Here is a 22,346-nt window from a genome sequence, read left to right as displayed (position 1 = left end):
TGTCGCATGGCGCTCGCGCCGTTGGGGACGCGACCGTACAGTCGGGGCCGATTGCAGCAGGTGCCCGATGACGCCCCCACCCGTGCCCCCCGTCCCGCCCGCCCCCCCGGCGCCCCCCATGCCGCCGATCCCGCCGCGGCCTGCGACCACCGGCCGGTGGTCGGCGTTCACCGCCGCGGTGATGCGCGGCTACCACGCCTACGGCAGCTGGCTGGTGAGCATCAGCTGGAAGCGCTTCCTGCTGCTGTCCCTGCTGCTGCTGATCGCCACGGGCATCCTGCAGAACATCCCGCCATTCAGCCTCAAGTGGCAGACCTGGGAGCCCGTGCCCGAGAAGCGCAAGACGCCGGCCGCGAAGATCGAGCACGCCAGGCCGTCCGATCCGGCGGCGAGCGCAGCCCAGGGTGAGGTCGAGATCAGAATTGGCGAAGGAGGCATCCGCATCCGCCGCAGCGCTCCGCCGGCCGCGAGCCCGGCGTCGGGCGCGGCATCGGCACCGCCGCCGTTGCTCGACATCGGTCGCGAGGGCATCGAGATCAAGGTGCCGTCCGGCGCCGACAACGCGGAGGTGCGCGAAGCGGTGCGCGAGGCACGCGACCAGATCCGCGAAGCGATCGAGGAAGCGCGCGCGGCCGCCGAGGAGGCCGCCGCCGAAGCGAAGGAGCTGAACGACACGACGGTGCGCATCGGCCCGGCCATGCGCGTGCGCCACACCAGCCTCGGCGAGGCCCTGCCCGAGATGGCGTTCCTGTGGATCGCGATGTCGATGATCCTGAAGATCACCTACAAGGGACGCCTGCAGGCCGAGGTGAAGGCCGCGCGGGCCACCGAGACCGCCGAGTCCGAGTCGCTCAAGCGCCAGGTGGTCGAGGCGCGCATGGCGGCGATGCAGGCGCAGGTGGAGCCGCACTTCCTGTTCAACACCCTGGCCTCGATCGACCATCTCATCGAGACGGATCCGAAGCGCGCCTCGGTGATGCAGAAGAACCTGATCGCGCTGCTGCGCGCCAGCATGCCGACGATGCGCGAAACCGCCGCCAACGGCGTGCGCGACCTCGGCCGCGAGATGGCGGTGATCACCCCCTACCTGGAGATCCTCAAGGTGCGCATGGAAGATCGCCTGGCCACGCAGATCGACGTGCCGGACGGCCTGCGATCGGCCGAGTTCCCGCCGATGATGATCCAGAGCCTGGTCGAGAACGCGATCAAGCATGGCCTCGAGCCCAAGCCGGAAGGCGGCACGCTGACAGTGAAGGCCGAGATCGTGCACGGCAGCCTGGCGGTGACCGTGGCCGACACCGGCCTGGGCTTCGGCAAGGCGGCCACCGCGGGCACCGGCATCGGCCTGAACAACATCCGCGAGCGGCTGCAGCTGCTCTACGGCCACAAGGCCACGTTGACCGTGGCCGAGAACCAGCCCAGCGGGACCCGCGTGACGATCACCGTACCCTACGTGGCGCAGGCGCGCGACGACGCTACGATGCCGGCATGAGCACCCCCAAGCCGCTGCAGGCGGTGATCGCCGACGACGAGCGCTTGATGCGCGAGCAGCTGCGCGCTCGGCTCGCCGAGGTGTGGCCCGATCTGGAGGTCGTCGCCGAGGCGAAGAATGGCACCGAGGCCGTGCAGCTCGTCGAGCAGCACCATCCGGACATCGTCTTCCTCGACATCCGCATGCCCGGCATGACCGGCGTGGAGGCGGCGCGCGCGATCGCGCAACTGCCCAGTGGCGACGAAACGTCCGACGGCTGGGCCGGCTGCGAGATCGTCTTCATCACCGCCTACGACGAATATGCCGTCGAGGCTTTCGAGCAGGGTGCCGCCGACTACGTGCTCAAGCCGGCCGAACGCGAGCGCCTGGAACGCACCGCCGAGCGCATCGGCAAGCGGCTGGCCCAGCGCGGCGCCGACGAGGGCCCGGCGCTCGGCGGCATGCAGCAGCTGCTGCAGAAGCTGTCGTCGCACATGAACCCGGCCTCGCCCCCGAAGCTGAAGTGGATCCAGGCCACCGTCGGGCAGAGCATCCAGATGATCCCGGTGGAAGACGTGCTGTTCTTCATCTCCGACGAGAAGTACACGCGCGTGCAGACGGCGACGATCGAGGCGCTGATCCGCAAGCCGATCAAGGAGCTGGTCGAGGAGCTCGATGCCGAGCTGTTCTGGCAGATCCACCGCTCGACGCTGGTCAACGTGAAGGCGATCGCCGGCGTCAGCCGCGACCTGCGCGGCCGCCAGCTCGTCAGCGTGAAGGGTCACCCGGAGAAGCTGGAGGTTTCGCGCAGCTTCACCGGGCTGTTCAAGGGGATGTGAACGCGCAGCGGCGGCAAGTCATGCGGCGCGCGGAATAGGTCGCATTGGCACGGCGTACACCGGAGGACCCCTCACCCTCGAAAGGTTCTCCATGTCGCTGCATCGATTCGCTCTTTCCGCCTCTCTCGCCCTGACGCTCGGCGCCTGCGCCATGATGTCGCCCGCTCCGGCCAGCGTGGCCGACGGCGTCCTGGTCGGCCCGAACAAGATGACGCTGTACACGTTCGACCGCGACCCGGCCGGCGCTGGCAAGAGCGTGTGCAACGGCCCCTGCGCCACCAACTGGCCGCCGCTGGCGGCGGCCGCCGGCGCTTCCGCATCCGGCGACTGGAGCATCGTCGTACGCGATGACGGAAGCCGTCAATGGGCCTTCAAGGGCAAGCCCGTGTACTACTGGGTCAGGGATCAGAAGCCCGGCGATCGCACCGGTGACGGATTCAACAGCGTGTGGCACCTCGCGCGGCCGTGATGCAACGCGGCGCGGCGATCAGCCGTGCCCGCGTCGCAGCGACGTGGCGATGAACCACTGCGCGAGCCAGTAGGTCGTCAGGATCCACAGCGCCGAGAGCGGGACGGGCGCCGCGAACTTGTTGATGGCCAGCAGCGCGTCGGAAGCGACGAACAGCGCGCCGCCGATCGCGCCGCAGCGTGCGGGAACCTCGTCGGAGGAGCCGCGCGCCGCGCGCCAGACGGCCGCCGCCTGCGCAGCCATCGAGGCCAGGCAGAGCACGTACAGGACCACCGGCACGCGCAGGCCTGGCGGCACGCCGGGCCAGAGCGCCGCAAGGATCGCTCCGGCCACCGCCGCATAGCTGGCGAACGGCAACCGGCGCGCGAAGAAGCGCAGCTTCGTGGAGAACGCCGCGATGTAGGCCAGGTGCGCGAGCAGGAAGGCCACCAGCCCGGGCAGGAAGCCGCGAGTCGGCCAGAGCAGGAAGACATCGCCGGCCAGCGAGAAGCCCAGGCCGATGAGCACGAAGCGGCGTGCGCGAGGCTCGTCCTGCCCGCGTGCCCAGGCGAACGCGCACAGCAGCGCCGTCGTCAGCGGCTTGGCGACGAAGAGGACCCATGCCGGCAGGGCAGCGATGCCGGACGCGATGGCCAGCGCCGCCGACAGCACGATGGCCGACGGCAGCGGACTCACGGCTCCACCTTCGCCGTCGCCGCGCCGGCGAGTGCCGCCCGCGCCGCCGCGGCCTCGCGCAGCGCCTTCAGCTTGGCGCGCGGGTCTTCCTTCTGCCGCACCTCGTGCAGCCTCATCTCGCCGATGAAGCGGCTGGGCACGCCGGCGACGGTGTCGCGGCCACGCTTGCGGCGGCGCAGCGTGCTCACCGCCAGCGTGGTGCGCGCTCGCGTGATGCCGACGTACATCAACCGGCGCTCCTCCTCGAGGCGCTGCGGCGTCATCTCCTCATCCTCGCTGCGGAAGGGCAGCAGGCCCTCGTTGACGCCAGCGAGCACGACATGCGGCCACTCCAGGCCCTTGGCGGCGTGCAGCGTGGACAGCGTCACCACGTCCTGCTCGTCGCCGCGCTCGGCCAGGCTGATGATCACCGAGATCGTCTGCGCCACCTCGAGCACGCTCTTCCTTTCGGTCTCGACCGTCAGGCCGCCGTCGTTCTCGATCTCACCGCCGCAGCGCCTGGCCACCCAGTCGACGAAGTCCATCACGTTGGACCAGCGCGCAGCGGCGAGCTTCTCGCTGTCCTCGCCCTCGTAGAGGTGCTTCTCGTAATCGATGTCCTTCAGCCAGCCGAGCAGCAGCGTCTTGGCATCCTCGGCGCCGACGGTGTGGCGCGCGCGGTACTCGAGGTCGTTCACGTAGCGGCCGAACTCGTGCAGCGAACCGATCGCGCGCGCGTTGATCATGGTGGACAGGCTCTCGGCGAACAGCGCCTCGTAGAGGCTGGTCTTCCACTTCGCGGCGAACTCGCCCAGGCTGGCCAGCGTCTGGTGGCCGATGCCGCGCTTGGGCGTGGTCACCGCGCGCAGGAAAGCCGGGTCGTCGTCGTTGTTGACGAGCAAGCGCAGCCAGGCACACAGGTCCTTGATCTCGGCGCGGTCGAAGAAGCTCTGCCCGCCCGACACCTTGTAGGGGATGCTCGCCCTGCGCAGCGCCTTCTCGAACACCTTGGCCTGGTGGTTGGCGCGGTACAGCACGGCGAAGTCCTTGAAGGCCACCTGGCCACCCTGGCCGCGCAGGCTCTGGATGAAGGCGACCGCACGCTCCGCCTCGTGCTCCTCGCCATCGCACTCGACCACGCGCACCGGCTCGCCGTCGCCGAAGGCGCTCCACAGCTTCTTCTCGAACAGCTTGGGGTTGTTCGCGATGACCGCGTTGGCGGCGCGCAGGATGTGGCCGGTGGAGCGGTAGTTCTGCTCCAGCGGAATGACCTTCAGCGCCGGGAAGTCGGCGGGCAGACGGCGAAGGTTGTCGATCGTCGCACCGCGCCAGCCGTAGATGCTCTGGTCGTCGTCGCCCACCGCGGTGAACATCGCACGCTCGCCGGCCAGCAGCTTGAGCATCTCGTACTGCGTGGCGTTGGTGTCCTGGTATTCGTCGACGAGCAGGTACCGCAACTGCGCCTGCCACCTGGCGCGCACCTCGGCGTCACGCTGCAACAGCCGCACCGGCAGGCCGATCAGGTCGTCGAAGTCGACCGCCTGGAAGGCGGCCAGACGCTCCTCGTAGCGCTGCATGACGCGCTGCGCGACACGTTCGTCGTCGTGGACGGGATCGACGTCACCGCTGGCCAGGCCCTGGTTCTTCCACAGGCTGATCGCCCATTGCCAGCGGCGCGCCAGCGCGTTGTCGCCGCTGCCGCCGGCATCCTTGAGGATGGAGAGCACGTCGTCGCTGTCCAGGATGCTGAACTGTTCCTTCAGGCCGATGCGCTGCCCGTCCTCGCGCAGGATGCGCACGCCCAGCGAGTGGAAGGTGCTGACCACGAGGGGCTTGGCGGCGCGCGCGCCGATCAGCGACCGCGCACGCTCGCGCATCTCGGCAGCGGCCTTGTTGGTGAAGGTGATCGCTGCGATCTGTCCGGGTGCGTAGCCCGCCTGCAGCAGCCGTGCGATCTTGTGCGTGATGACGCGCGTCTTGCCCGACCCGGCGCCGGCCAGCACCAGGCAGGGGCCGCCGAGGTGGTGCACCGCGTCGAGCTGGGCCGGGTTGAGCGATGCGGGTTCGGACACGGGAGGCGGCGCAAGCGACGTCGACAAGGCGCGCCATGATAGCGGCGCGCGGTCGCCCGAGGGCGCGACGTGCAGCCTCCCGCGGCAGGCGGGCTCACGACAGGGTTCTTCGCCTCGCGCACCCGGAGCACAGCGCGCCTGTCGCGCTGCGATACTCGCGGCCATGCAGGCGATTCTGGCCGTCACGTTCCCCTTCTTCGCACTCGTCCTGCTCGGCTACCTGGCAGTGCAGCGCGGCTACCTGCCGGAGTCCGCCATCCCCGGGTTGAACGGGTTCGTGCTGTTCTTCGCCCTTCCCTGCATGCTGTTCCGCTTCGGGTCGAGCATGCCCTTCGCGCAGCTCATCGACCCGGTGCTGATCACGATCTGGGGCGGCAGCGCGCTGCTGCTGGTGGTGTTTACCATCGCGCTGACCCTGAGGCGCTCTCCCGAAGGAGCAGGCGTTTCGATGAAGGATGCGGCCTTCGGCGCGCTGGTGGCCGCATTCCCGAATTCCGGCTTCATGGGCTTCCCCTTGCTCATCGGGCTGATGGGCGAGAAGGTGGCCGGGCCGCTGATCGGCTGCATCCTGATCGACATCGTCGTGACCAGCTCGCTGTGCCTGGCGCTGGCCCAATTGCGGCCGGCGAGCGAGACCGCGACGCAGCACGGGCTGCTCGCGCCTTTCCTTCGCGCGCTGCGTGGCGCCGTCTCCAACCCGTTGCCGTGGGCGATCGCGCTCGGGGCGCTGGCGGCAGCGCTGAACGTGCCTCAGCCTGGCCCGGCCAAGGAGATCGTGCGCATGCTCGGCGACGCCGCCACGCCAGTGGCCCTGTTCACCATCGGCGCGGTGCTGTGGCGCGCCCAGCAACATGCGCACACACGCACGCCGGCGGCAAACTACGTGCCGGTGGCGCTGGTCAAACTGCTCATCCACCCGCTGCTGGTGCTCAGCGGCGGTGTGGTGGCCAATGCGGTGGGAGCGGAGATCTCGCAGTTTGCGTTGCTGGTGCTGGTGCTCAATGCCGCGCTGCCCAGCGCCAGCAACGTGGCCATCCTCGCCGAACGCTACGGCGCGGACAACGGCCGCGTCACGCGCATCATCATGGTCAGCACGGCGCTGGCCTTCGCCACGTTCTCTCTCATCGCCTGGGTGTTCGGCGTCCGCCCTGGCTGAGCGGACAAAGAAAAGCCCGCCGGGCGTCGCCGCCGGGCGGGCTTCGGTCGAGCCTCGCGGTGCTTACTTCTTGCGCAGCTTGGCGATCGCCGCGAGCTGCGCGGCCATGGCCGCGAACTCGCTTTGCGCCGCGGCGAAGTCGATGTCGCTCTTGGCGTTCTTCATCGCCTCCTCGGCGAGCTTCTTCGCCTCCAGGGCCTTGGCCTCGTCGAGGTCGTGGCCGCGGATCGCGGTGTCGGCCAGCACGGTGACCGTGCCCGGCTGCACCTCGAGGATACCGCCGGCGACGAAGACGAACTCCTCCTCGCCGTTGTCGGCACGCTCGATGCGCACCGCACCCGGCTTGATGCGGGTGATCAGCGGCGTGTGACGCGGCAGGATGCCGAGCTCGCCGGCTTCACCCGGCAGCGCGACGAACTTCGCCTCGCCGGAGAAGATGCTCTCTTCGGCAGAGACGACGTCGACGTGGATGGTGGCGGCCATGGCGGCTCCTTATTGGATCTTCTTGGCCTTCTCGAAGGCCTCGTCGATCGTGCCGACCATGTAGAAGGCCTGCTCGGGCAGCGAATCGCACTCGCCGTTGACGATCATCTTGAAGCCGCGGATGGTCTCCTTCAGCGGCACGTACTTGCCCGGCGTGCCGGTGAACACCTCGGCGACGTGGAAGGGCTGCGACAGGAAACGCTGGATCTTGCGCGCGCGGGCCACGGCCAGCTTGTCTTCCGGCGACAGCTCGTCCATGCCCAGGATCGCGATGATGTCGCGCAGTTCCTTGTAACGCTGCAGCGTGGCCTGCACCGCGCGGGTGGTGTTGTAGTGCTCCTCGCCGACGACGTTCGGGTCGACCTGGCGCGAGGTGCTGTCCAGCGGGTCCACCGCGGGATAGATGCCCAGCGAGGCGATGTCGCGCGACAGCACCACGGTGGCGTCGAGGTGGGCGAAGGTGGTCGCGGGCGAGGGGTCGGTCAGGTCGTCCGCCGGCACGTAGACGGCCTGGATCGAGGTGATCGAGCCGACCTTGGTCGAGGTGATGCGCTCCTGCAGGCGGCCCATTTCCTCGGCCAGCGTCGGCTGGTAGCCCACCGCGGAAGGCATGCGGCCCAGCAGCGCGGACACTTCCGTGCCGGCCAGCGTGTAGCGGTAGATGTTGTCGACGAAGAACAGCACGTCGCGGCCCTCGTCGCGGAACGACTCGGCGATCGTCAGACCGGTCAGCGCGACGCGCAGGCGGTTGCCCGGCGGCTCGTTCATCTGGCCGTAGACCATCGACACCTTGGACTCGCCCAGGTTGTCGAGCTTGACGACGCCCGACTCGGCCATCTCGTGATAGAAGTCGTTGCCCTCGCGGGTGCGCTCGCCCACGCCGGCGAACACCGACAGGCCGCTGTGCGCCTTGGCGATGTTGTTGATGAGCTCCATCATGTTGACGGTCTTGCCGACGCCGGCACCGCCGAACAGACCCACCTTGCCGCCCTTGGCGAACGGGCAGATCAGGTCGATCACCTTGATGCCGGTCTCGAGCAGTTCCTGCGACGGGCTCAGCTCGTCGTAGGTCGGCGCCTTGCGGTGGATCGGCATGGACAACTCGGCGTCGACCGTGCCGCGCTCGTCGATCGGATTGCCCAGCACGTCCATGATGCGACCGAGCGTCGCCTTGCCCACCGGCACGGTGATCGCGGCGCCGGTGTTGCTGACCATCAGGCCGCGGCGGATGCCGTCGGACGAGCCCAGCGCGATGGTGCGCACCACGCCGTCGCCGAGCTGCTGCTGCACTTCCAGCGTCAGCGCCGAGCCTTCGAGTTTCAGCGCGTCGTATACGCGGGGCATCTGGTCGCGCGGGAACTCCACGTCCACGACCGCGCCGATGCACTGGACGATCTTGCCCTGGGCTTGAGTGTTGGCCATTTGTCTTTCCTTCAATCGGTATTCGTGTGCGTGATCAGACCGCGGCCGCGCCGCTGACGATCTCGGAGAGTTCCTTGGTGATCGCAGCCTGGCGGGTCTTGTTGTAGATCAGCTTGAGCTCGGCGATCAGGTTGCCAGCGTTGTCGGTCGCAGCCTTCATCGCGACCATGCGCGCCGACTGCTCCGAGGCCATGTTGTCGGCCACCGCCTGGTAGACCAGCGCCTCGATATAGCGCGTCAGCAGTTCGTCGATGACCGAGGGCGCATCCGGCTCGTAGATGTAGTCCCAGCCGTACTGCGCCTTCTCGGCGGCGGTCTGCTGCAGGTGCGCCGCCGACAGCGGCAGCAGTTGCTGCACCTGCGGCTCCTGCTTCATCGTGTTGATGAACTGCGTGAAGCACAGGTAGACCGCGTCGACCTGCCCGGCCACGAACGCGTCGAGCATCACCTTGACCGGACCGATCAGCTTCTCGAGCTGCGGCGCGTCGCCGAGCTGGATGGCGTGCGAGACGATCTTCGCACCGATGCGGTTGAGGAAGCCGTAGCCCTTGTTGCCGATCGCCACCGCCTCGACGCCGACACCCTCACCCTGCAGCTCGCGCATCTTCGTCGTGACGGCACGGAGGATGTTGGTGTTCAGGCCGCCGCACAGACCCTTGTCGGTCGTGACGACGATGAAGCCCACCTTCTTCGCGTTGCCGCCCGAACGCATGTAGGGCGACTGGTACTCGGGATTCGCCTGCGACAGGTTGGCCGTGATGTTGCGGATCTTGTCGCTGTACGGACGCGCCGCGCGCATGCGCTCCTGCGCCTTGCGCATCTTGGAGGCGGCGACCATCTCCATGGCCTTGGTGATCTTCTTGGTGTTCTCCACCGACTTGATCTTGCCGCGAATTTCCTTGCCGACCGCCATGGTCTAGCTCCTTGTGCAGGTCAGGCGAAGGACTTCTTGAACGCCGCGATCGCGTTGTTCAGTTCGGCCTCGGCGTCCTTGTCCATGGCCTTGTCGCTCTCGAGCTTGGCGAGCAGGCCGGCGTGGCTGGACTTCAGATGCTGGTGCATGCCGTGTTCGAAGGAGAGCACCTTCTTCACGTCGATGTCGTCCATGTAGCCCTTGTTCACCGCGAACAGCGACGCGGCCATCAGGCTGATGGGCAGCGGCGAGTACTGCGGCTGCTTGAGCAGTTCGGTGACGCGGGCGCCGCGGTCGAGCTGCTTGCGGGTGGCGGCGTCGAGGTCGGAGGCGAACTGCGCGAACGCGGCCAGCTCGCGGTACTGCGCGAGGTCGGTACGGATGCCGCCGGAGAGGTTCTTGATCAGCTTGGTCTGCGCCGCACCACCGACGCGCGACACAGAGATGCCCGCGTTGATGGCGGGGCGAATGCCGGCGTTGAACAGCGAGGTCTCGAGGAAGATCTGGCCGTCGGTGATCGAGATCACGTTGGTCGGCACGAAGGCGGACACGTCGCCGGCCTGCGTCTCGATGATGGGCAGCGCCGTCAGCGAGCCGGTCTTGCCCTTCACTTCGCCCTTGGTGAACTTCTCGACGTAGTCGGCGTTGACACGCGCGGCGCGCTCGAGCAGACGGCTGTGGAGATAGAACACGTCGCCGGGGAAGGCTTCGCGGCCCGGCGGGCGGCGCAGCAGCAGCGAGACCTGGCGGTAGGCGACGGCCTGCTTGGACAGGTCGTCGTAGATGATCAGCGCGTCCTGGCCGCGGTCGCGGAAGTACTCTCCCATCGTGCAACCGGAGTAGGCCGACACGTACTGCATCGCAGCCGACTCGGAGGCCGAGGCGGCGACGACGATGGTGTACTCCATCGCACCGTGCTGCTCGAGCGCGCGCACCACGTTCTTGATCGACGACGCCTTCTGGCCGATGGCGACGTAGACGCAGGTCATGTTCTGACCCTTCTGGTTGATGATCGCGTCGATCGCCACCGCGGTCTTGCCGGTCTGGCGGTCGCCGATGATCAGCTCGCGCTGGCCGCGGCCGACCGGCACCATCGAGTCGATCGACTTCAGGCCGGTCTGCACCGGCTGGCTCACCGACTGGCGTGCGATCACGCCCGGAGCGACCTTCTCGATCACGTCGGTCATCTTGGCGTTGATCGGGCCCTTGCCGTCGATAGGCTGGCCGAGCGCGTTGACGACACGGCCGATCAGCTCGGGGCCGACCGGCACTTCCAGGATGCGGCCCGTGCACTTGACGGTGTCGCCCTCGGAGATGTGCTCGTACTCGCCCAGGATCACCGCGCCGACCGAGTCGCGCTCCAGGTTCAGCGCCAGGCCGAAGGTCGGCTGGCCGTCCTTGGTGGCGGGGAACTCGAGCATCTCGCCGGCCATCACGTCCGACAGGCCGTGCACGCGCACGATGCCGTCGGTCACCGACACCACCGTGCCCTGGTTCTTGATGTCCGCCGAGGCGCCGAGGCCCTCGATGCGGCTCTTGATCAGTTCGGAAATCTCTGCGGGATTCAGATTCATGTCTTTCTCCGGGACGTAGGGCTCACGCGCGCACCGCGAAGCGGTGCTCAGGCGCTCAACGCCACTTTCATTTGTTCGAGCCTGGCCTTGACCGAGGTGTCGAGCACCTCGTCGCCGACGACCACGCGGATGCCACCGATCAGCGACGCATCGACCACCACGCTCACGTTGAGCTTGCGGCCGAAGCGCTTCTCCAGCGAGGCCACCACCTGCGGGAGCTGCGCCGCGTCGATCGGGAAGGCGCTGTGGACCGTGGCGTCGGAAACGCCGGAGCGCGCGTTGACCAGCGCGTGGTACTGCGCGGCGATCTCGGGAAGCGCCGCCAGGCGGCCGTTGTCGATCACCGTGCGCAGCAGGTTCTTTGCCGCGTCGCCGAGCGGGAGCTTGGCCACCGTCGCGAGCAGGTCGAAGACCTGCTGCGCGCCGACCTTGGGGTTGTCGGCGAACTGCCGCACCTGCTCGTGCCCGGCCACCTGGGCAAGCGCGCCCACCTGCTCGGCCACGGCGACCGCATCTTGCGCGGACACCGCCTTGAACAGCGCTTCGGCGTACGGTCTTGCGATGGTTGCCAGCTCGGCCATGCTCAGAGCTCCGTCTTCAGGCGGTTGAGCAGGTCGGCGTGCACCGAGGCGTTGACCTCCTTGCGCAGGATCTGCTCGGCGCCCTTGACCGCCAGCGCGGCGACCTGGTCGCGCAGCGCTTCGCGGGCCTTCACGGCTTCCTGCTCGGCCTCGGCCTTGGCGGCAGCGATGATCTTGGCGCCCTCTTCGGACGCACGGCCCTTGGCCTCCTCGATCATCTGCTGCGCCAGGCGTTCGGCATCGGCCAGGCGCTGGGCGGCGTCGGTGCGGGCGGCGGCGAGCTGCTCCTCGACACGCTTGTTGGCGCTGGCGAGGTCGGCCTTCGCCTTGTCGGCGGCCGACAGGCCGTCGGCGATCTTCTGCGCACGCTCGTCGAGCGCCTTCGTGATCGGCGGCCACACGAACTTCATCGTGAACCACACCAGGATCAGGAAGACGATCAACTGCGCAATCAGCGTAGCGTTGATGCTCACGTTGTTGCCTCTGGAACGTCAGTGGGATGTCGCGCGCGGGCGGCGACTTACTTCGGCAGGTTGGCGATCTGGGCCAGGAACGGGTTGGCGGTGGCGAACCACAGCGCGATACCGGTGCCGATGATGAACGCCGCGTCGATCAGGCCGGCCAGCAGGAACATCTTCGTCTGCAGTTCGTTCATCAGCTCGGGCTGGCGGGCTGCCGACTCGAGGTACTTGCTGCCCATGATGCCGATGCCGATACACGCGCCGATGGCGCCCAGACCGATGATCAGGCCGGCGGCGAGGGCAACAAAGCTAATGACTTCCATGGTGGCTCCTTGATGGATTGAGAAAGGAAAAGGGGGGAAGGAAAGAAATGAAGCGTCAGTGCGCGTCGTGGGCCTGACCAACGTAGACCAGCGTGAGCATCATGAACACGAAGGCCTGCAAGGTGATGATCAGGATGTGGAAGATGGCCCACACCGTGCCCGCGATGAGGTGGCCGAGGAACAGCGCGATACCGGTACCCGACAGGGCCCATGCGCCACCCATCAGCGCGATCAGCATGAAGATCAGTTCGCCGGCGTACATGTTGCCGAACAGCCGCATGCCGTGCGACACGGTCTTGGCGACGAACTCGATGATCTGCATCAGGAAGTTGACCGGGTAGAGGAACCACTTGTCGCCGAACGGCGCGGCGAACAGCTCGTGGATCCAGCCGCCCGCGCCCTTGATCTTGACGTTGTAGACCAGGCAGGTGATCAGCACGCCCAGCGACAGGCCCATGGTGATCGACAGGTCGGCGGTCGGCACGACGCGCATGTAGTCCTTCATGCCCAGCGCCGGACCGACGGAGTGCCAGATCGCCGGGATCAGGTCGACCGGCAGCAGGTCCATCGCGTTCATCAGGAAGATCCAGACGAACACCGTCAGCGCGAGCGGCGCCACGAGCTTGCGGCTGGTGGCGTTGTGCACGATGCCCTTGGCCTGGGCATCCACCATCTCGACCAGGACCTCGACGGCAGCCTGGAAGCGGCCGGGCACGCCCGAGGTCGCCTTGCGTGCAGCCAGCCAGAGCAGCCAGCAGCCGAGCACGCCGAGCGTGACGGAGAAGAACAGCGAATCGAGGTTGATGATCGAGAAATCGACCACCGCCGACTGCTTGCCGGTCTGCAGATGATGCAGGTGGTGGACGATGTACTCACCGGCGGTGGGCGCGTGCGCTGTGCCTTCTGCTGCCATGTTTGTCTGCTCGAACGTTTTCGTTGACTCAGCGGGCGCGCCACAGCAGCGCCACCCAGTTCACCTTGATGCACACCACCATCGTGATCAGCAGGGCGGGCCAACTCAGATCCGGCACCACCCTTGCGGCGATCACGAGCATGGCAATGGCCACCCCGATCTTCAGCATCTCCCAGAACAGGAACCCCGCGGCCGCAGCCACCGGGGAGCCCGCCCCTCGCGTCATTCCGCGCGCCAGCAAGGCACCCGGCACCACCACAGCGGCCGCGCCATACAGCGCCGACCAGGCTGCCCCGCTGCGCTGGGTGAGGAACCATGTGACGGCCCAGCACACCAACCCCGCTACGGCCTGAGCCGCAACGACCCGCCAGGGCGAGACCTGGGGGATGGAAGCCCTCAAGGCCTGTGCTTCTTCGCGAGACAGTGTCTTGAACGGCGGATCCGATGCCTCATCTGCAGCGTTGGCGTGTCGCGCACCGTGGTCGATCGTGTCGGTCATGGTGCTCGGTTACGTCCGCTTGCAGCAAAGCCTTGGAATTATACGTGGTAACCCGGTCATTTCGACCGACCCCCGGTTCCGCTGGGTCTTGCTGCCGCCGCGCAAGGGTGAGCGCGGTACTGCCGACATGATGCGACGCGATGTTCGGGCGTTTGCCTTACAACACGCTTTTCGGGCGGTCCGGCCCGACAATGCGAAGCCTTTGCGTCTTGCCCATACCACCATGCGTCTGCTGCGCACTCTGCTCGCGTTCCTGCCTCTCGCGCTGACGCTGCCGTCATGGGCGTTGCCGCGCGCGGTGGTCAGCACCGAGCAGGTGCGGGCCGAACTGGTCGCCCACGCCCCCCAGGGCATCGCACCCGGCCAGACCGTGTGGCTGGGCCTGGCCATCGACCATGCGCCGCACTGGCACACCTATTGGAAGAACCCGGGCGATTCAGGCTTGCCGACCACGCTGCAGTGGACCTTGCCCGAGGGCTTCAAGGCTGGCGACATCGAGTGGCCGACTCCGAGCCGCCTGCCGATCGGGCCATTGGTCAACTACGGCTATGAGGGCCGCCTGGTGCTGCCGGTGCGCGTGCAGGTGCCGACGGACTTCGCGGCAGACAACCTGCCGGTGAAGCTTCGTGCCGACTGGCTGGTGTGCAAGGACGTGTGCATTCCGGAATCGGGCGAGTTCGCACTCGACATCCCGGCGCGCGCCGCCTGGTCGGCACAGGCCGCGGCCTTCGAGGCGGCGTTCGCGGCACGGCCCGGGCCGCTGAACGACGCGAAGGCGACGGCGAAGGTCGGGCCCGACGGGCTGACACTCGACATCACCGGCCTGCCTGCCGGCTGGATCGGGAAGGCGATCGACTTCTTCCCGGAAGCGCCCGGCGTGCTCGACAACGCCGCCCCGCGCCCGGCGACCTGGGACGGCCAGCGCTGGACCGTGCGCGTGCCGCTGTCGGACCAGCGCATCGACGGTCCGGCGCGTATGGATGCCGTGCTGGTTCCCGCCGGCACGACGGTTGGCGGCCGCATCGGTTTCGACATTGCGGGCACCTGGCCTGCCGTCGGCGCGACGCCTCGGCCCGTGTCGGCTGCCGAGCCGCCAGCTGCCCCGGCACCGACGCTCGGCCTGGCCGCGGCGCTGCTCTTCGCGCTGGTCGGCGGCGCCATCCTCAACCTGATGCCTTGCGTGTTCCCGGTGCTGTCGCTGAAGGTGCTGGGATTCGCCGGACATGCCGATGACCGTCGCGCGCTGGCCCTCGGCGGCATGGCCTACACGGCAGGCGTGGTGCTGTCCTTCGTCGCGCTGGCCGCGCTGCTGCTCGTGCTGCGTGCCGGCGGCGAACAGCTCGGATGGGGCTTCCAGTTGCAGTCGCCGGCGGTGATCGCCGTGCTGGCCGCGCTGTTCACGCTGATCGGCCTGAACCTGGCCGGCGTGTTCCAGTTCGGCTCGGTACTGCCCAGCGGCCTGGCGTCGCTGCGCGCCAGACATCCGCTGGTCGACTCCCTGCTCACCGGCGTGCTCGCCGTGGCGGTGGCTTCGCCCTGCACGGCACCGTTCATGGGTGCGTCGCTGGGCCTCGCCATGACGCTGCCGGCCGCGCAGGCCCTGACGGTGTTCGCCGCGCTCGGTCTGGGCATGGCACTGCCCTACCTGGCCGCCAGCCTGTGGCCCGGCCTGGCTCGGCTGCTGCCCCGACCCGGCAACTGGATGGCACGCTTCAAGGTGCTGATGGCATTCCCGATGTTCGCCACCGTGATCTGGCTGGTCTGGGTGATCGGGCAGCAGACCGGCATCGACGGTGCCGCTGCGCTGCTCGCCACCTTGCTGGCGCTGGCGTTCATCGCCTGGGCAATGGGCACGCCGGGCTTCGGCGGCATGGCACGCGCGGTGTTCGGCGCCGTCGGGCTGCTCGGCCTGGCGCTTGCGCTGTCCTGGATGCTGCCCACGTTCCAGGCCTCCGCCTCGACGGCGACGCCGCCGCGCAGCGGCGAGGCCGGCACGGCCTGGGAGCCGTGGAGCGAGCAGCGCGTCGCCGAATTGCGCGCGGCCGGCAAGCCGGTGTTCGTCGACTTCACCGCCGCCTGGTGCGTGACCTGCCAGTACAACAAGCGCAGTACGCTGGCGGATGCCGGCGTGATGGCCGACTTCGCCGCGCGCGGCGTGGTGCTGATGCGCGCCGACTGGACGCGCCGCGACGCCGCCATCACCGCCGCGCTGGCGGGTTTCGGCCGCAGCGGCGTGCCGGTCTACGCGCTCTACGGCATCGACGGCGGGCCGCCGCAGCTCCTCAGCGAGATCCTCAGCGTGCGCGAGGTACGCGACGCTCTGGCACGACTCTGAACCCCACCGACCTTGTCCGTACGAAAGGAGCCCTCGATGAACCCGATCGCCCGTCTCGCCATGCTCGCGGCCGCGCTGTGCACGTCGGCTTCCGTGTTCGCCGCCGCCGTGGTGGGCCAGCCCGCCCCGGCCTTCAGTGCCGTCGACACCGCCGGCAAATCCGTCTCGCTGGCCGACTTCAAGGGCAAGACGGTGGTGCTCGAATGGGTCAACCCCGGCTGCCCGTACGTCAGAAAGCACTACGACAGCGCCAACATGCCTGCGACGCAGAAGAGCGCCATCGCCAAGGGCGCGGTGTGGCTGGCGATCAACTCCACGCACACCGGTGCGAGCGACTACCTGGCGCCGGCGGCGCTGGCCGGCTGGATGAGGGACAAGGGCGCCTCGCCCACGGCCACGCTGATGGATGCCGACGGCAAGGTCGGCCGCGCCTACGGCGCGCGCACCACGCCGCACATGTACGTGATCGATCCCAGGGGCACGCTGGTCTATGTCGGCGCGATCGACAGCAAGCCGACGGCCAATCCGGCCGACATCAAGACGGCCACCAACCACGTCAACGCGGCACTGGCCGAGGTGCTGGCTGGCAAGCCGGTGAGCCAGCCGGTCACCCAGGCCTATGGTTGCTCGGTGAAGTACGGCGACTGAGCCCGGCGCTCAGGTCGCGAAGTTGACCGGCAGCCCCGGCACGTCGACGTCCAACGCGAGCACGCAGCCGGCGAACGGCTGCTCGGCCAGTTCGTCCGCCGGTCGCTTCTCGCGCGCGGTGGTGACGTACACCGTCTTCTGGTCGGCCCCGCCGAAGCAGGGCATGGTGGGGCAGCGCACCGGCAGGCGCACCTCGCGCAGCACCTCGCCGGTGGGGGCCAGGCGCAGCAGGCGCTGGCCCTCGAACATGGCCACCCAGTAGCAGCCCTCGGCATCGACGGCGGCGCCATCGGGCCGGCCGCCGTAACTCTCCAGCGTCTGGCCGTTCTGCCTGGGCGGGAAGCTCGCGAACACACGCTGGCGGCTCAGCGCCCCGCTGGCTGGCTCGAAGTCGAAGGCGTAGATGGTGTGCGCCTTGGTGTCGGTCCAGTACATCGTGCGGCCGTCCGGGCTCCAGGCCAGGCCGTTGGCCACGGTGACGCCGCCGGCGCGCTGCGCCAGCTTGCCGCCCGTCCAGCAGTGCAGCGTCGCCTTCGCCGCGTCGCGCGGCTCGTAGATCGTGCCGACCCAGAAACGGCCCTGCGGGTCGCACTTGCCGTCGTTGAAGCGCTGCTGCGCCGGCTCGTAGGGAGGCTCGGCGAGCAGCGTGCGCGCACCGCTGGCGGGGTCGAAGCACCACAGGCCGTCGCGCATCGCCAGCAGCAGCCGGCCATCGACCCGCGGCGCGCAGCTGCCCGGCTCGGTGTCGAAGTCCCAGTGCACGAGCGAACCGCTCGCGGGTTCGAAGCGCTGCAGGCGGCGCCCGGGGATGTCGCAGTAGTACAGCGCCTGCTCGCGCGGATGCCAGAACGGCGACTCGCCCAGCAGCGACGCTGCCGCGACGGCGACGCGCAGCTCGCCGCTCATACCACCGCCACGTCGATCTGCATCCAGGCGCTGGTGCTCTCTCCCGGCGCCACGCTGCGCAGGCCGTGTGCGAGCGGATCGGCCATGTGGATGGCATTGCTCACGTGGCTGACCGGCTCGACGCAGAAGTAGTCCTTGTGCTGCGGCGTGTAGACGACGAGGCGATCGAGCGATGAACTCAGCTGCAGCGAGAAGCGCTCGTCGCGGATGCGCGCGGCGCCGCGCCAGCCATCGAAGCAGTTGTCGAAATCGAGGTGAGACACGTCGCTGTCGATGCCCGGCTGCGCGACCTTGCGCACCGGCAACTGCGCGGCGTCGTTGTCCCAGCGGTCGGACAGCTCGATGTGCAGTCGGCTGCGCGCGCGCTTCGGGAAGTAGGGGTGCCAGCCCAGGCCGACCGGCTGCGCGACGTCGGCGAGGTTGGTGACGATCATCTCGACATGCATCGCCTGCGGCGTGAGCGTGAAGTACTGGGTGGCTTCGAAGGCGAAGGGCCAGTCGGCGTCGGCCCGGTGGCGATAGCGCAGCACCACCTCGACCGCGCTCGACGACACCAGCTCCCAGGGGCGCTGCCAGCCCACGCCGTGCACCGAGTGCACGCTGTCGCCGAAATTCGGCCGCGTGGCGTGGTCGTGTCCCTTCCAGCGGAACCGGCAGTAGCCGACGCGGTTCGAGTAGGGCACCAGCGGGTAGCTGGCCGACAGGCGCGACGTGGCCAGGTCCACCGGCTCGCTGCTGCGCAGCACGGGCGTGTCACGATGCCAGAAGCCGGTGATGCAACCACCGAGGTCGGCGCGCAACGCCAGGCGCAACGCGCCGGCATGGAGTTCGAAGCTGTGGGCGGTGGAGGCGTGTGCGGTCATGCACCGATGCTACGCCGGTACCGGCGTGAAACCGGACGGCCGGCTCCGCTCAGTAACCCTTGGTCCCCGAGGACACCGAGTGCACGTGTTCGCTGCCCGGCGTGCGCAGCGCGGCGATCGCCGAGCGCGCGCCCTGCATGAACAGGCCGAGGTCGGAGCCGACCGCCACGTAATCGAATCCCGCTGCACGGTACTGCGCCACCGCCTCGGGGTCGCCGCCGATCGTGCCCACCGGCTTGCCGACCGCCTTGCAGCGCAGCACCGCCTGGGCCATCAGGTCCATCACCGCCGGGTGGGTCAGGCCGCCGACATGGCCCATCGAGGCCGACAGGTCCGCCGGCCCGATGAACAGGCCGTCCACGCCGTCGACCGCGGCGATGTCCTCGAGTTGCCGCACCGCCTGCACCGTCTCGAGCTGAACGATCACGCCGATCTGCTTGTTGGCCGTGGCGAAGTAGTTCGGCACCGTGCCGAAACGGTTGGCGCGGCTCATGCCGGCCATGCCACGCACGCCCTGCGGCGGGTAGCGCGTCGCCGCCACGGCGCGTTCCGCCTCGACGGGGTTCTGCACGAAGGGGAACATCACCGTGGTCGCGCCGGCGTCGAGCACGCGCTTGACCGTCACCGCATCGTTCCAGGGCACGCGCACGATCGGCACCAGCTTGGTGGCCGACAGTGCCTGCAGCAGCTGCACCACCTCCATCACGTCCAGCGGCGAATGCTCCATGTCGATCACGCCCCAGTCGAAGCCGGCGTGGCCGGTGGCCTCGGCGAGCAACGGGCTGGCGGACATGATCCAAGTGCCCACCGGTGGGTGGGACCCGGCAGCCTTGAGCAGGTGCCTGAACGGATTCATGGCGGACTCCTTGGTGATTCGGTATCAGTAGCGGCTCATGCTGTCCGAGAGATCGGCAAGCAGGTAGTGTGCGCCGGGAATGGGATTGAAGTAATAAGGCGCCGTCTCGACGAAGCCGAGCGCGGCGTAGAGTTCGCGCGCCGCCTCCATGTCGTCCAGCGTATCCAGCAGCATCACCGAGTAGCCGACGCGCCGCGCCTCGTCCATCAGCGCCTCGGCGAGCCGCCGGCCGAGGCCGAAGCGGCGGAACGCAGGACGGACATAAAGGCGCTTCATCTCGCACGCATTGGCATGGTCGACGTCGTGCAGCGCGCGGAAGCCGCCGCAGCCCGCCACCTCGCCATCGACCAGCGCCAGCAGCAGCTGGCCGGCCGGGGCGGCGTACTCACCGGGCAGGGCGGCCAGTTCGGCCTCGAAGTTCTGAAAGCACAGGTCGACGCCGAGGCCGTCGGCGTACTCGCGGAAGATGCCGCGCGTCGCGTCGATCGCCTCGGCCGTGTCGGGCACGACCAGGCGGATGTCGGGGGCGAGGCCGGCGCTCATCGGCATCGCCTCAATCGCCCAGGCTGACCAGCCAGGCCACCGCCGCACCGCACAGCGCGGCCAGGACGAGGGCAAGACTTCGCGTGACGTGCGTGTCGGCAGAGGCCGGCACGCCGGCCGGCAGCGACTTGTCACCGAAGATCATCGGCGCGACCAGATCCCGACCGAGCCGCGCGCGGTAGACACCGATCGCGACGACGTGCAGGGCCACCAGCGTGAGGATCAGCCACTGCCCCCAGGTCTTGTGCCAGGAGGTCAGCGTGCTGCTGACGGCACCGGAGACGAAGCGGATCAAGGGGCCGGTGTTGGCGATCTCGTCGTCCGCGAAGAGCCCGGTGCCGACCTGCGCCACCAGGACGAGCAGCAGCGCGAGCACCGACAGCGCGCCCAGCGGGCTGTGGCCCACCTCGTGGTGCTCGTCGGCACGGCTGGCGCCCTTCAGGTAGCGCAGCAGTGCCGCCGGCGCATAGAGAAAGCTCGCAAAGCGCGACCAGCGTCCGCCGACCAGGCCCCAGAGCAGGCGAAAGGCGAGCAGCGTGAAAACCACGTAGCCGAAGCGGAAGTGCCACACCATCGCGTTGCCGCCGAGTTTCGCGCTCGTCACCGAGCCGATCACGCACAGCGCCAGCAGCCAGTGGAACAGTCGGGTGGGCAGGTCCCACACCCGCACGCGGACTGTCTCGGGAATCATGCCATCGTCATCGTCGCCACGTTGCAGGGCCGACGATAACCGCAGTCGGCCATGGCGCAACAGGGTGAGCGCAATCGGTGATTCTCGGGAATGATCTCGCCGCAGTCCACGTACACGCTTCGGTGCCCGCCTGCCGAACCCGTGGCGGCGCCAGTCCCGACCATCGAATACCCAGGAGAACCTGCATGAACCGTCCGCTCCCGTCGATCCTGCTCGCCGCCGTCGCACTGTCCGGCCTGGCCACTGCCCTGCCGGCAGCTGCGCAGTTTGCCAAGCCGGAGGATGCGATCAAGTACCGCAAGGCCGCCATGACGGTGATGGCGGCGCACTTCGGTCGCGTGGCCGCGATGGCCAACGGAAAGGCACCGTTCGATGCCAAGGTCGCCGCCGACAATGCCGAGATCGCCACCTCGATGGCTCAGCTGCCCTTCGCCGGCTTCGTCGACGGGTCCGACAAGGGCGACACCAAGGCCAAGCCGGAAATCTGGGCCGAGATGGACAAGTTCCGCGCCGGCGCGACGAAGATGCAAGAGGCGATGGCCAAGCTCAACGCCGCGGCCAAGGGCGGCAGCTTCGACGCCGTCAAGGCGGCGACGGGCGATGTCGGCAAGTCCTGCAAGGGCTGCCACGACAACTACCGCAAGGAGTGATGCACCGGGCGGCGCAGGCCGGCTGCGCCGCCGACTTCACCCGTGCGCCAGCACGCGGGCGAACACCTCGCTGTCGACGTTGCCGCCGCTCAGGCTCAAGCCGATGCGGCGGCCCGACCAGCGGCCGCGCTGCTGCAGCAGCGCCGCCAGCGCAGCAGCGCCGGCGCCTTCGGCGACATTGTGCGTGTCGGTGAACAGCGCACGCATCGCCGCGGCCACCTCTTCGTCATCGACCGAGACGACTTCATCGACTTCGCGCCGGATGATGTCCAGCGCCTGCGGCTCGGGGACACGGCAGGCCAGACCGTCGGCCAGTTGCGTGCTCACCGGCGCCTCGATCGGCCGACCGGCCTCGAACGACAGGCGGTAGGCCGGCGCATCCGCTGACACCACACCGATGATGCGCGTGGCCGCACCGCAGGCCGCGCGCGCCGCGGCGCAGGCGCAGATGCCGGAGCCGAGGCCGATGGGCACGAACACCGCCTCAGGGACCTCACCGCGCGCGAAGCTCTCGAAGAACTCCATCCAGTACGTGGCCACGCCGCGCACCAGGTCGTCGTGGAAGGACGGCACCATGTGCGCGCCGCGCTCGGCCGCCAGGTCGATGGCCCGTTCGCGTGCCGCCTGGAAGTCGTCGCCGTGCTCGATCAGTTCGGCACCGAGGGCGCGCATGGCGGCGTTCTTCTCGACCGAATTGCCGCGCGGCACGACGATGGTGACGGCCAGGCCGTGGCGCGCCGCGGCAAAGGCAATCGACTGGCCATGGTTGCCTCGCGTGGCACTCATCACCGCACGCGCGGCGGGCTCTCGGCGGGTCAGCGCGTCCATGTAGACGAGGCCACCTCGCACCTTGAAGGCGCCCACGGGGGTGTGGTTCTCGTGCTTCACCCACACCTGCGCACCGCAGCGTCCATCGAGCAGCGGCCAGCGCTGCTGCGGCGTCGGCGGCATCACCGTGCGCACCAGCGCCATCGCCGACTGCAGGCTGGCGAGGTCGGGCAGGCTCATGCCGGGTCTCCGCAGC

24 protein-coding genes are annotated in these 22,346 nt (G+C 68.7%); 7 read left to right on the top strand and 17 right to left on the bottom strand.

What is annotated here, in order from left to right; translation table 11 throughout:
* The first annotated feature begins 118 nt into the window (after positions 1 to 118).
* The 3 genes from Q0599_RS03265 to Q0599_RS03255 all read left to right on the top strand — a co-directional run bounded on the left by Q0599_RS03265 (position 119) and on the right by Q0599_RS03255 (position 2,779).
* The gene (locus Q0599_RS03265; protein ID WP_298825606.1) at positions 119 to 1,492 is read left to right on the top strand and encodes a sensor histidine kinase; all 1,374 of its coding nucleotides are present in this window, start codon (positions 119 to 121) and stop codon (positions 1,490 to 1,492) included.
* The gene (locus Q0599_RS03260) at positions 1,489 to 2,310 is read left to right on the top strand and encodes a LytTR family DNA-binding domain-containing protein (RefSeq protein WP_298825604.1); all 822 of its coding nucleotides are present in this window, start codon (positions 1,489 to 1,491) and stop codon (positions 2,308 to 2,310) included. Before Q0599_RS03265 ends, Q0599_RS03260 begins: the two co-directional genes overlap by 4 nt.
* A gap of 91 nt (positions 2,311 to 2,401) precedes the next feature.
* Complete coding sequence (locus tag Q0599_RS03255) at positions 2,402 to 2,779, top strand: hypothetical protein (protein WP_298825602.1); 378 nt, start codon at positions 2,402 to 2,404, stop codon at positions 2,777 to 2,779.
* A gap of 18 nt (positions 2,780 to 2,797) precedes the next feature.
* Here the strand turns inward: Q0599_RS03255 and Q0599_RS03250 are convergent, their stop codons facing one another.
* Positions 2,798 to 3,454: a lysoplasmalogenase gene (locus Q0599_RS03250; protein WP_298825599.1), complete on the bottom strand. Its 657-nt coding sequence runs from the start codon at positions 3,452 to 3,454 to the stop codon at positions 2,798 to 2,800.
* Positions 3,451 to 5,505, bottom strand: coding sequence for an ATP-dependent helicase (locus tag Q0599_RS03245; protein ID WP_298825596.1), 2,055 nt, complete (start codon positions 5,503 to 5,505; stop codon positions 3,451 to 3,453). The genes Q0599_RS03250 and Q0599_RS03245 overlap by 4 nt, the downstream gene beginning before the upstream one ends.
* A gap of 163 nt (positions 5,506 to 5,668) precedes the next feature.
* Here Q0599_RS03245 and Q0599_RS03240 point away from each other — a divergent pair, with 163 nt between their 5' ends.
* Positions 5,669 to 6,661, top strand: coding sequence for an AEC family transporter (locus Q0599_RS03240; RefSeq protein WP_298825593.1), 993 nt, complete (start codon positions 5,669 to 5,671; stop codon positions 6,659 to 6,661).
* A gap of 63 nt (positions 6,662 to 6,724) precedes the next feature.
* Here Q0599_RS03240 and Q0599_RS03235 read toward each other — a convergent pair whose 3' ends face one another.
* Genes Q0599_RS03235 through Q0599_RS03195 form a run of 9 tightly spaced genes read right to left on the bottom strand, consistent with a single transcriptional unit; the run spans position 6,725 to position 13,830 of the window.
* On the bottom strand, positions 6,725 to 7,144 hold the full coding sequence (locus tag Q0599_RS03235) for a F0F1 ATP synthase subunit epsilon (protein WP_298825590.1): 420 nt from the start codon (positions 7,142 to 7,144) through the stop codon (positions 6,725 to 6,727).
* A gap of 9 nt (positions 7,145 to 7,153) precedes the next feature.
* A complete protein-coding gene (gene atpD / locus Q0599_RS03230) occupies positions 7,154 to 8,566 on the bottom strand; it encodes a F0F1 ATP synthase subunit beta (protein WP_298825588.1) in 1,413 nt (470 codons plus the stop codon).
* Positions 8,567 to 8,600: 34 nt separating this feature from the next.
* Entirely contained in the window at positions 8,601 to 9,479 is an 879-nt protein-coding gene (gene atpG, locus Q0599_RS03225; protein WP_298825584.1) for a F0F1 ATP synthase subunit gamma, read from the bottom strand.
* A gap of 20 nt (positions 9,480 to 9,499) precedes the next feature.
* Positions 9,500 to 11,053 carry a F0F1 ATP synthase subunit alpha gene (gene atpA, locus Q0599_RS03220; protein WP_298825581.1) on the bottom strand — a complete coding sequence of 518 codons (1,554 nt, stop codon included), beginning with the start codon at positions 11,051 to 11,053 and terminating at the stop codon, positions 9,500 to 9,502.
* 47 nt (positions 11,054 to 11,100) lie between these two features.
* Positions 11,101 to 11,634, bottom strand: coding sequence for a F0F1 ATP synthase subunit delta (locus Q0599_RS03215; protein ID WP_298825579.1), 534 nt, complete (start codon positions 11,632 to 11,634; stop codon positions 11,101 to 11,103).
* Between the two features lie 2 nt (positions 11,635 to 11,636).
* Positions 11,637 to 12,107 carry a F0F1 ATP synthase subunit B gene (locus Q0599_RS03210; protein ID WP_298825577.1) on the bottom strand — a complete coding sequence of 157 codons (471 nt, stop codon included), beginning with the start codon at positions 12,105 to 12,107 and terminating at the stop codon, positions 11,637 to 11,639.
* A 47-nt stretch (positions 12,108 to 12,154) separates the two neighbouring features.
* Positions 12,155 to 12,418: a F0F1 ATP synthase subunit C gene (atpE, locus tag Q0599_RS03205; RefSeq protein WP_047501588.1), complete on the bottom strand. Its 264-nt coding sequence runs from the start codon at positions 12,416 to 12,418 to the stop codon at positions 12,155 to 12,157.
* Between the two features lie 55 nt (positions 12,419 to 12,473).
* A complete protein-coding gene (atpB, locus tag Q0599_RS03200; protein ID WP_298825559.1) occupies positions 12,474 to 13,331 on the bottom strand; it encodes a F0F1 ATP synthase subunit A in 858 nt (285 codons plus the stop codon).
* A gap of 28 nt (positions 13,332 to 13,359) precedes the next feature.
* On the bottom strand, positions 13,360 to 13,830 hold the full coding sequence (locus tag Q0599_RS03195) for an ATP synthase subunit I (RefSeq protein ID WP_298825557.1): 471 nt from the start codon (positions 13,828 to 13,830) through the stop codon (positions 13,360 to 13,362).
* 223 nt (positions 13,831 to 14,053) lie between these two features.
* On the opposite strand from Q0599_RS03195, the gene Q0599_RS03190 reads away from it, so the two are divergent.
* Positions 14,054 to 16,165, top strand: a complete 2,112-nt coding sequence (locus Q0599_RS03190; protein WP_298825555.1) for a protein-disulfide reductase DsbD — start codon at positions 14,054 to 14,056, stop codon at positions 16,163 to 16,165.
* Positions 16,166 to 16,225: 60 nt separating this feature from the next.
* Positions 16,226 to 16,813 (top strand): thioredoxin family protein, encoded by a 588-nt coding sequence (locus tag Q0599_RS03185; RefSeq protein ID WP_298825957.1) that lies wholly within the window; start codon positions 16,226 to 16,228, stop codon positions 16,811 to 16,813.
* A 9-nt stretch (positions 16,814 to 16,822) separates the two neighbouring features.
* On the opposite strand, the gene Q0599_RS03180 is transcribed toward Q0599_RS03185, so the two are convergent.
* The 5 genes from Q0599_RS03180 to Q0599_RS03160 are packed head-to-tail and all read right to left on the bottom strand — an operon-like array spanning position 16,823 to position 20,672.
* Positions 16,823 to 17,719, bottom strand: a complete 897-nt coding sequence (locus tag Q0599_RS03180; RefSeq protein WP_298825553.1) for an SMP-30/gluconolactonase/LRE family protein — start codon at positions 17,717 to 17,719, stop codon at positions 16,823 to 16,825.
* Positions 17,716 to 18,582: an aldose 1-epimerase gene (locus tag Q0599_RS03175; protein WP_298825550.1), complete on the bottom strand. Its 867-nt coding sequence runs from the start codon at positions 18,580 to 18,582 to the stop codon at positions 17,716 to 17,718. Before Q0599_RS03175 ends, Q0599_RS03180 begins: the two co-directional genes overlap by 4 nt.
* A 49-nt stretch (positions 18,583 to 18,631) precedes the next feature.
* Positions 18,632 to 19,438 carry an HpcH/HpaI aldolase/citrate lyase family protein gene (locus Q0599_RS03170; protein WP_298825548.1) on the bottom strand — a complete coding sequence of 269 codons (807 nt, stop codon included), beginning with the start codon at positions 19,436 to 19,438 and terminating at the stop codon, positions 18,632 to 18,634.
* A gap of 24 nt (positions 19,439 to 19,462) precedes the next feature.
* Positions 19,463 to 19,981, bottom strand: coding sequence for a GNAT family N-acetyltransferase (locus Q0599_RS03165; RefSeq protein ID WP_298825544.1), 519 nt, complete (start codon positions 19,979 to 19,981; stop codon positions 19,463 to 19,465).
* Positions 19,982 to 19,991: 10 nt separating this feature from the next.
* Positions 19,992 to 20,672 carry a cytochrome b/b6 domain-containing protein gene (locus Q0599_RS03160; protein WP_298825541.1) on the bottom strand — a complete coding sequence of 227 codons (681 nt, stop codon included), beginning with the start codon at positions 20,670 to 20,672 and terminating at the stop codon, positions 19,992 to 19,994.
* 185 nt (positions 20,673 to 20,857) lie between these two features.
* On the opposite strand from Q0599_RS03160, the gene Q0599_RS03155 reads away from it, so the two are divergent.
* Positions 20,858 to 21,322: a cytochrome c gene (locus tag Q0599_RS03155; RefSeq protein WP_298825538.1), complete on the top strand. Its 465-nt coding sequence runs from the start codon at positions 20,858 to 20,860 to the stop codon at positions 21,320 to 21,322.
* Between the two features lie 36 nt (positions 21,323 to 21,358).
* On the opposite strand, the gene Q0599_RS03150 is transcribed toward Q0599_RS03155, so the two are convergent.
* Positions 21,359 to 22,330 carry a threonine dehydratase gene (locus Q0599_RS03150; RefSeq protein ID WP_298825535.1) on the bottom strand — a complete coding sequence of 324 codons (972 nt, stop codon included), beginning with the start codon at positions 22,328 to 22,330 and terminating at the stop codon, positions 21,359 to 21,361.
* Positions 22,331 to 22,346: the final 16 nt, after the last annotated feature.

The organism is uncultured Piscinibacter sp., assembly GCF_937952055.1.
In the GTDB taxonomy this organism is placed as follows: domain Bacteria; phylum Pseudomonadota; class Gammaproteobacteria; order Burkholderiales; family Burkholderiaceae_C; genus Piscinibacter.
Note: the sequence above shows the minus strand (reverse complement) of the source record. Positions and strands in the feature narration are given on the sequence as shown.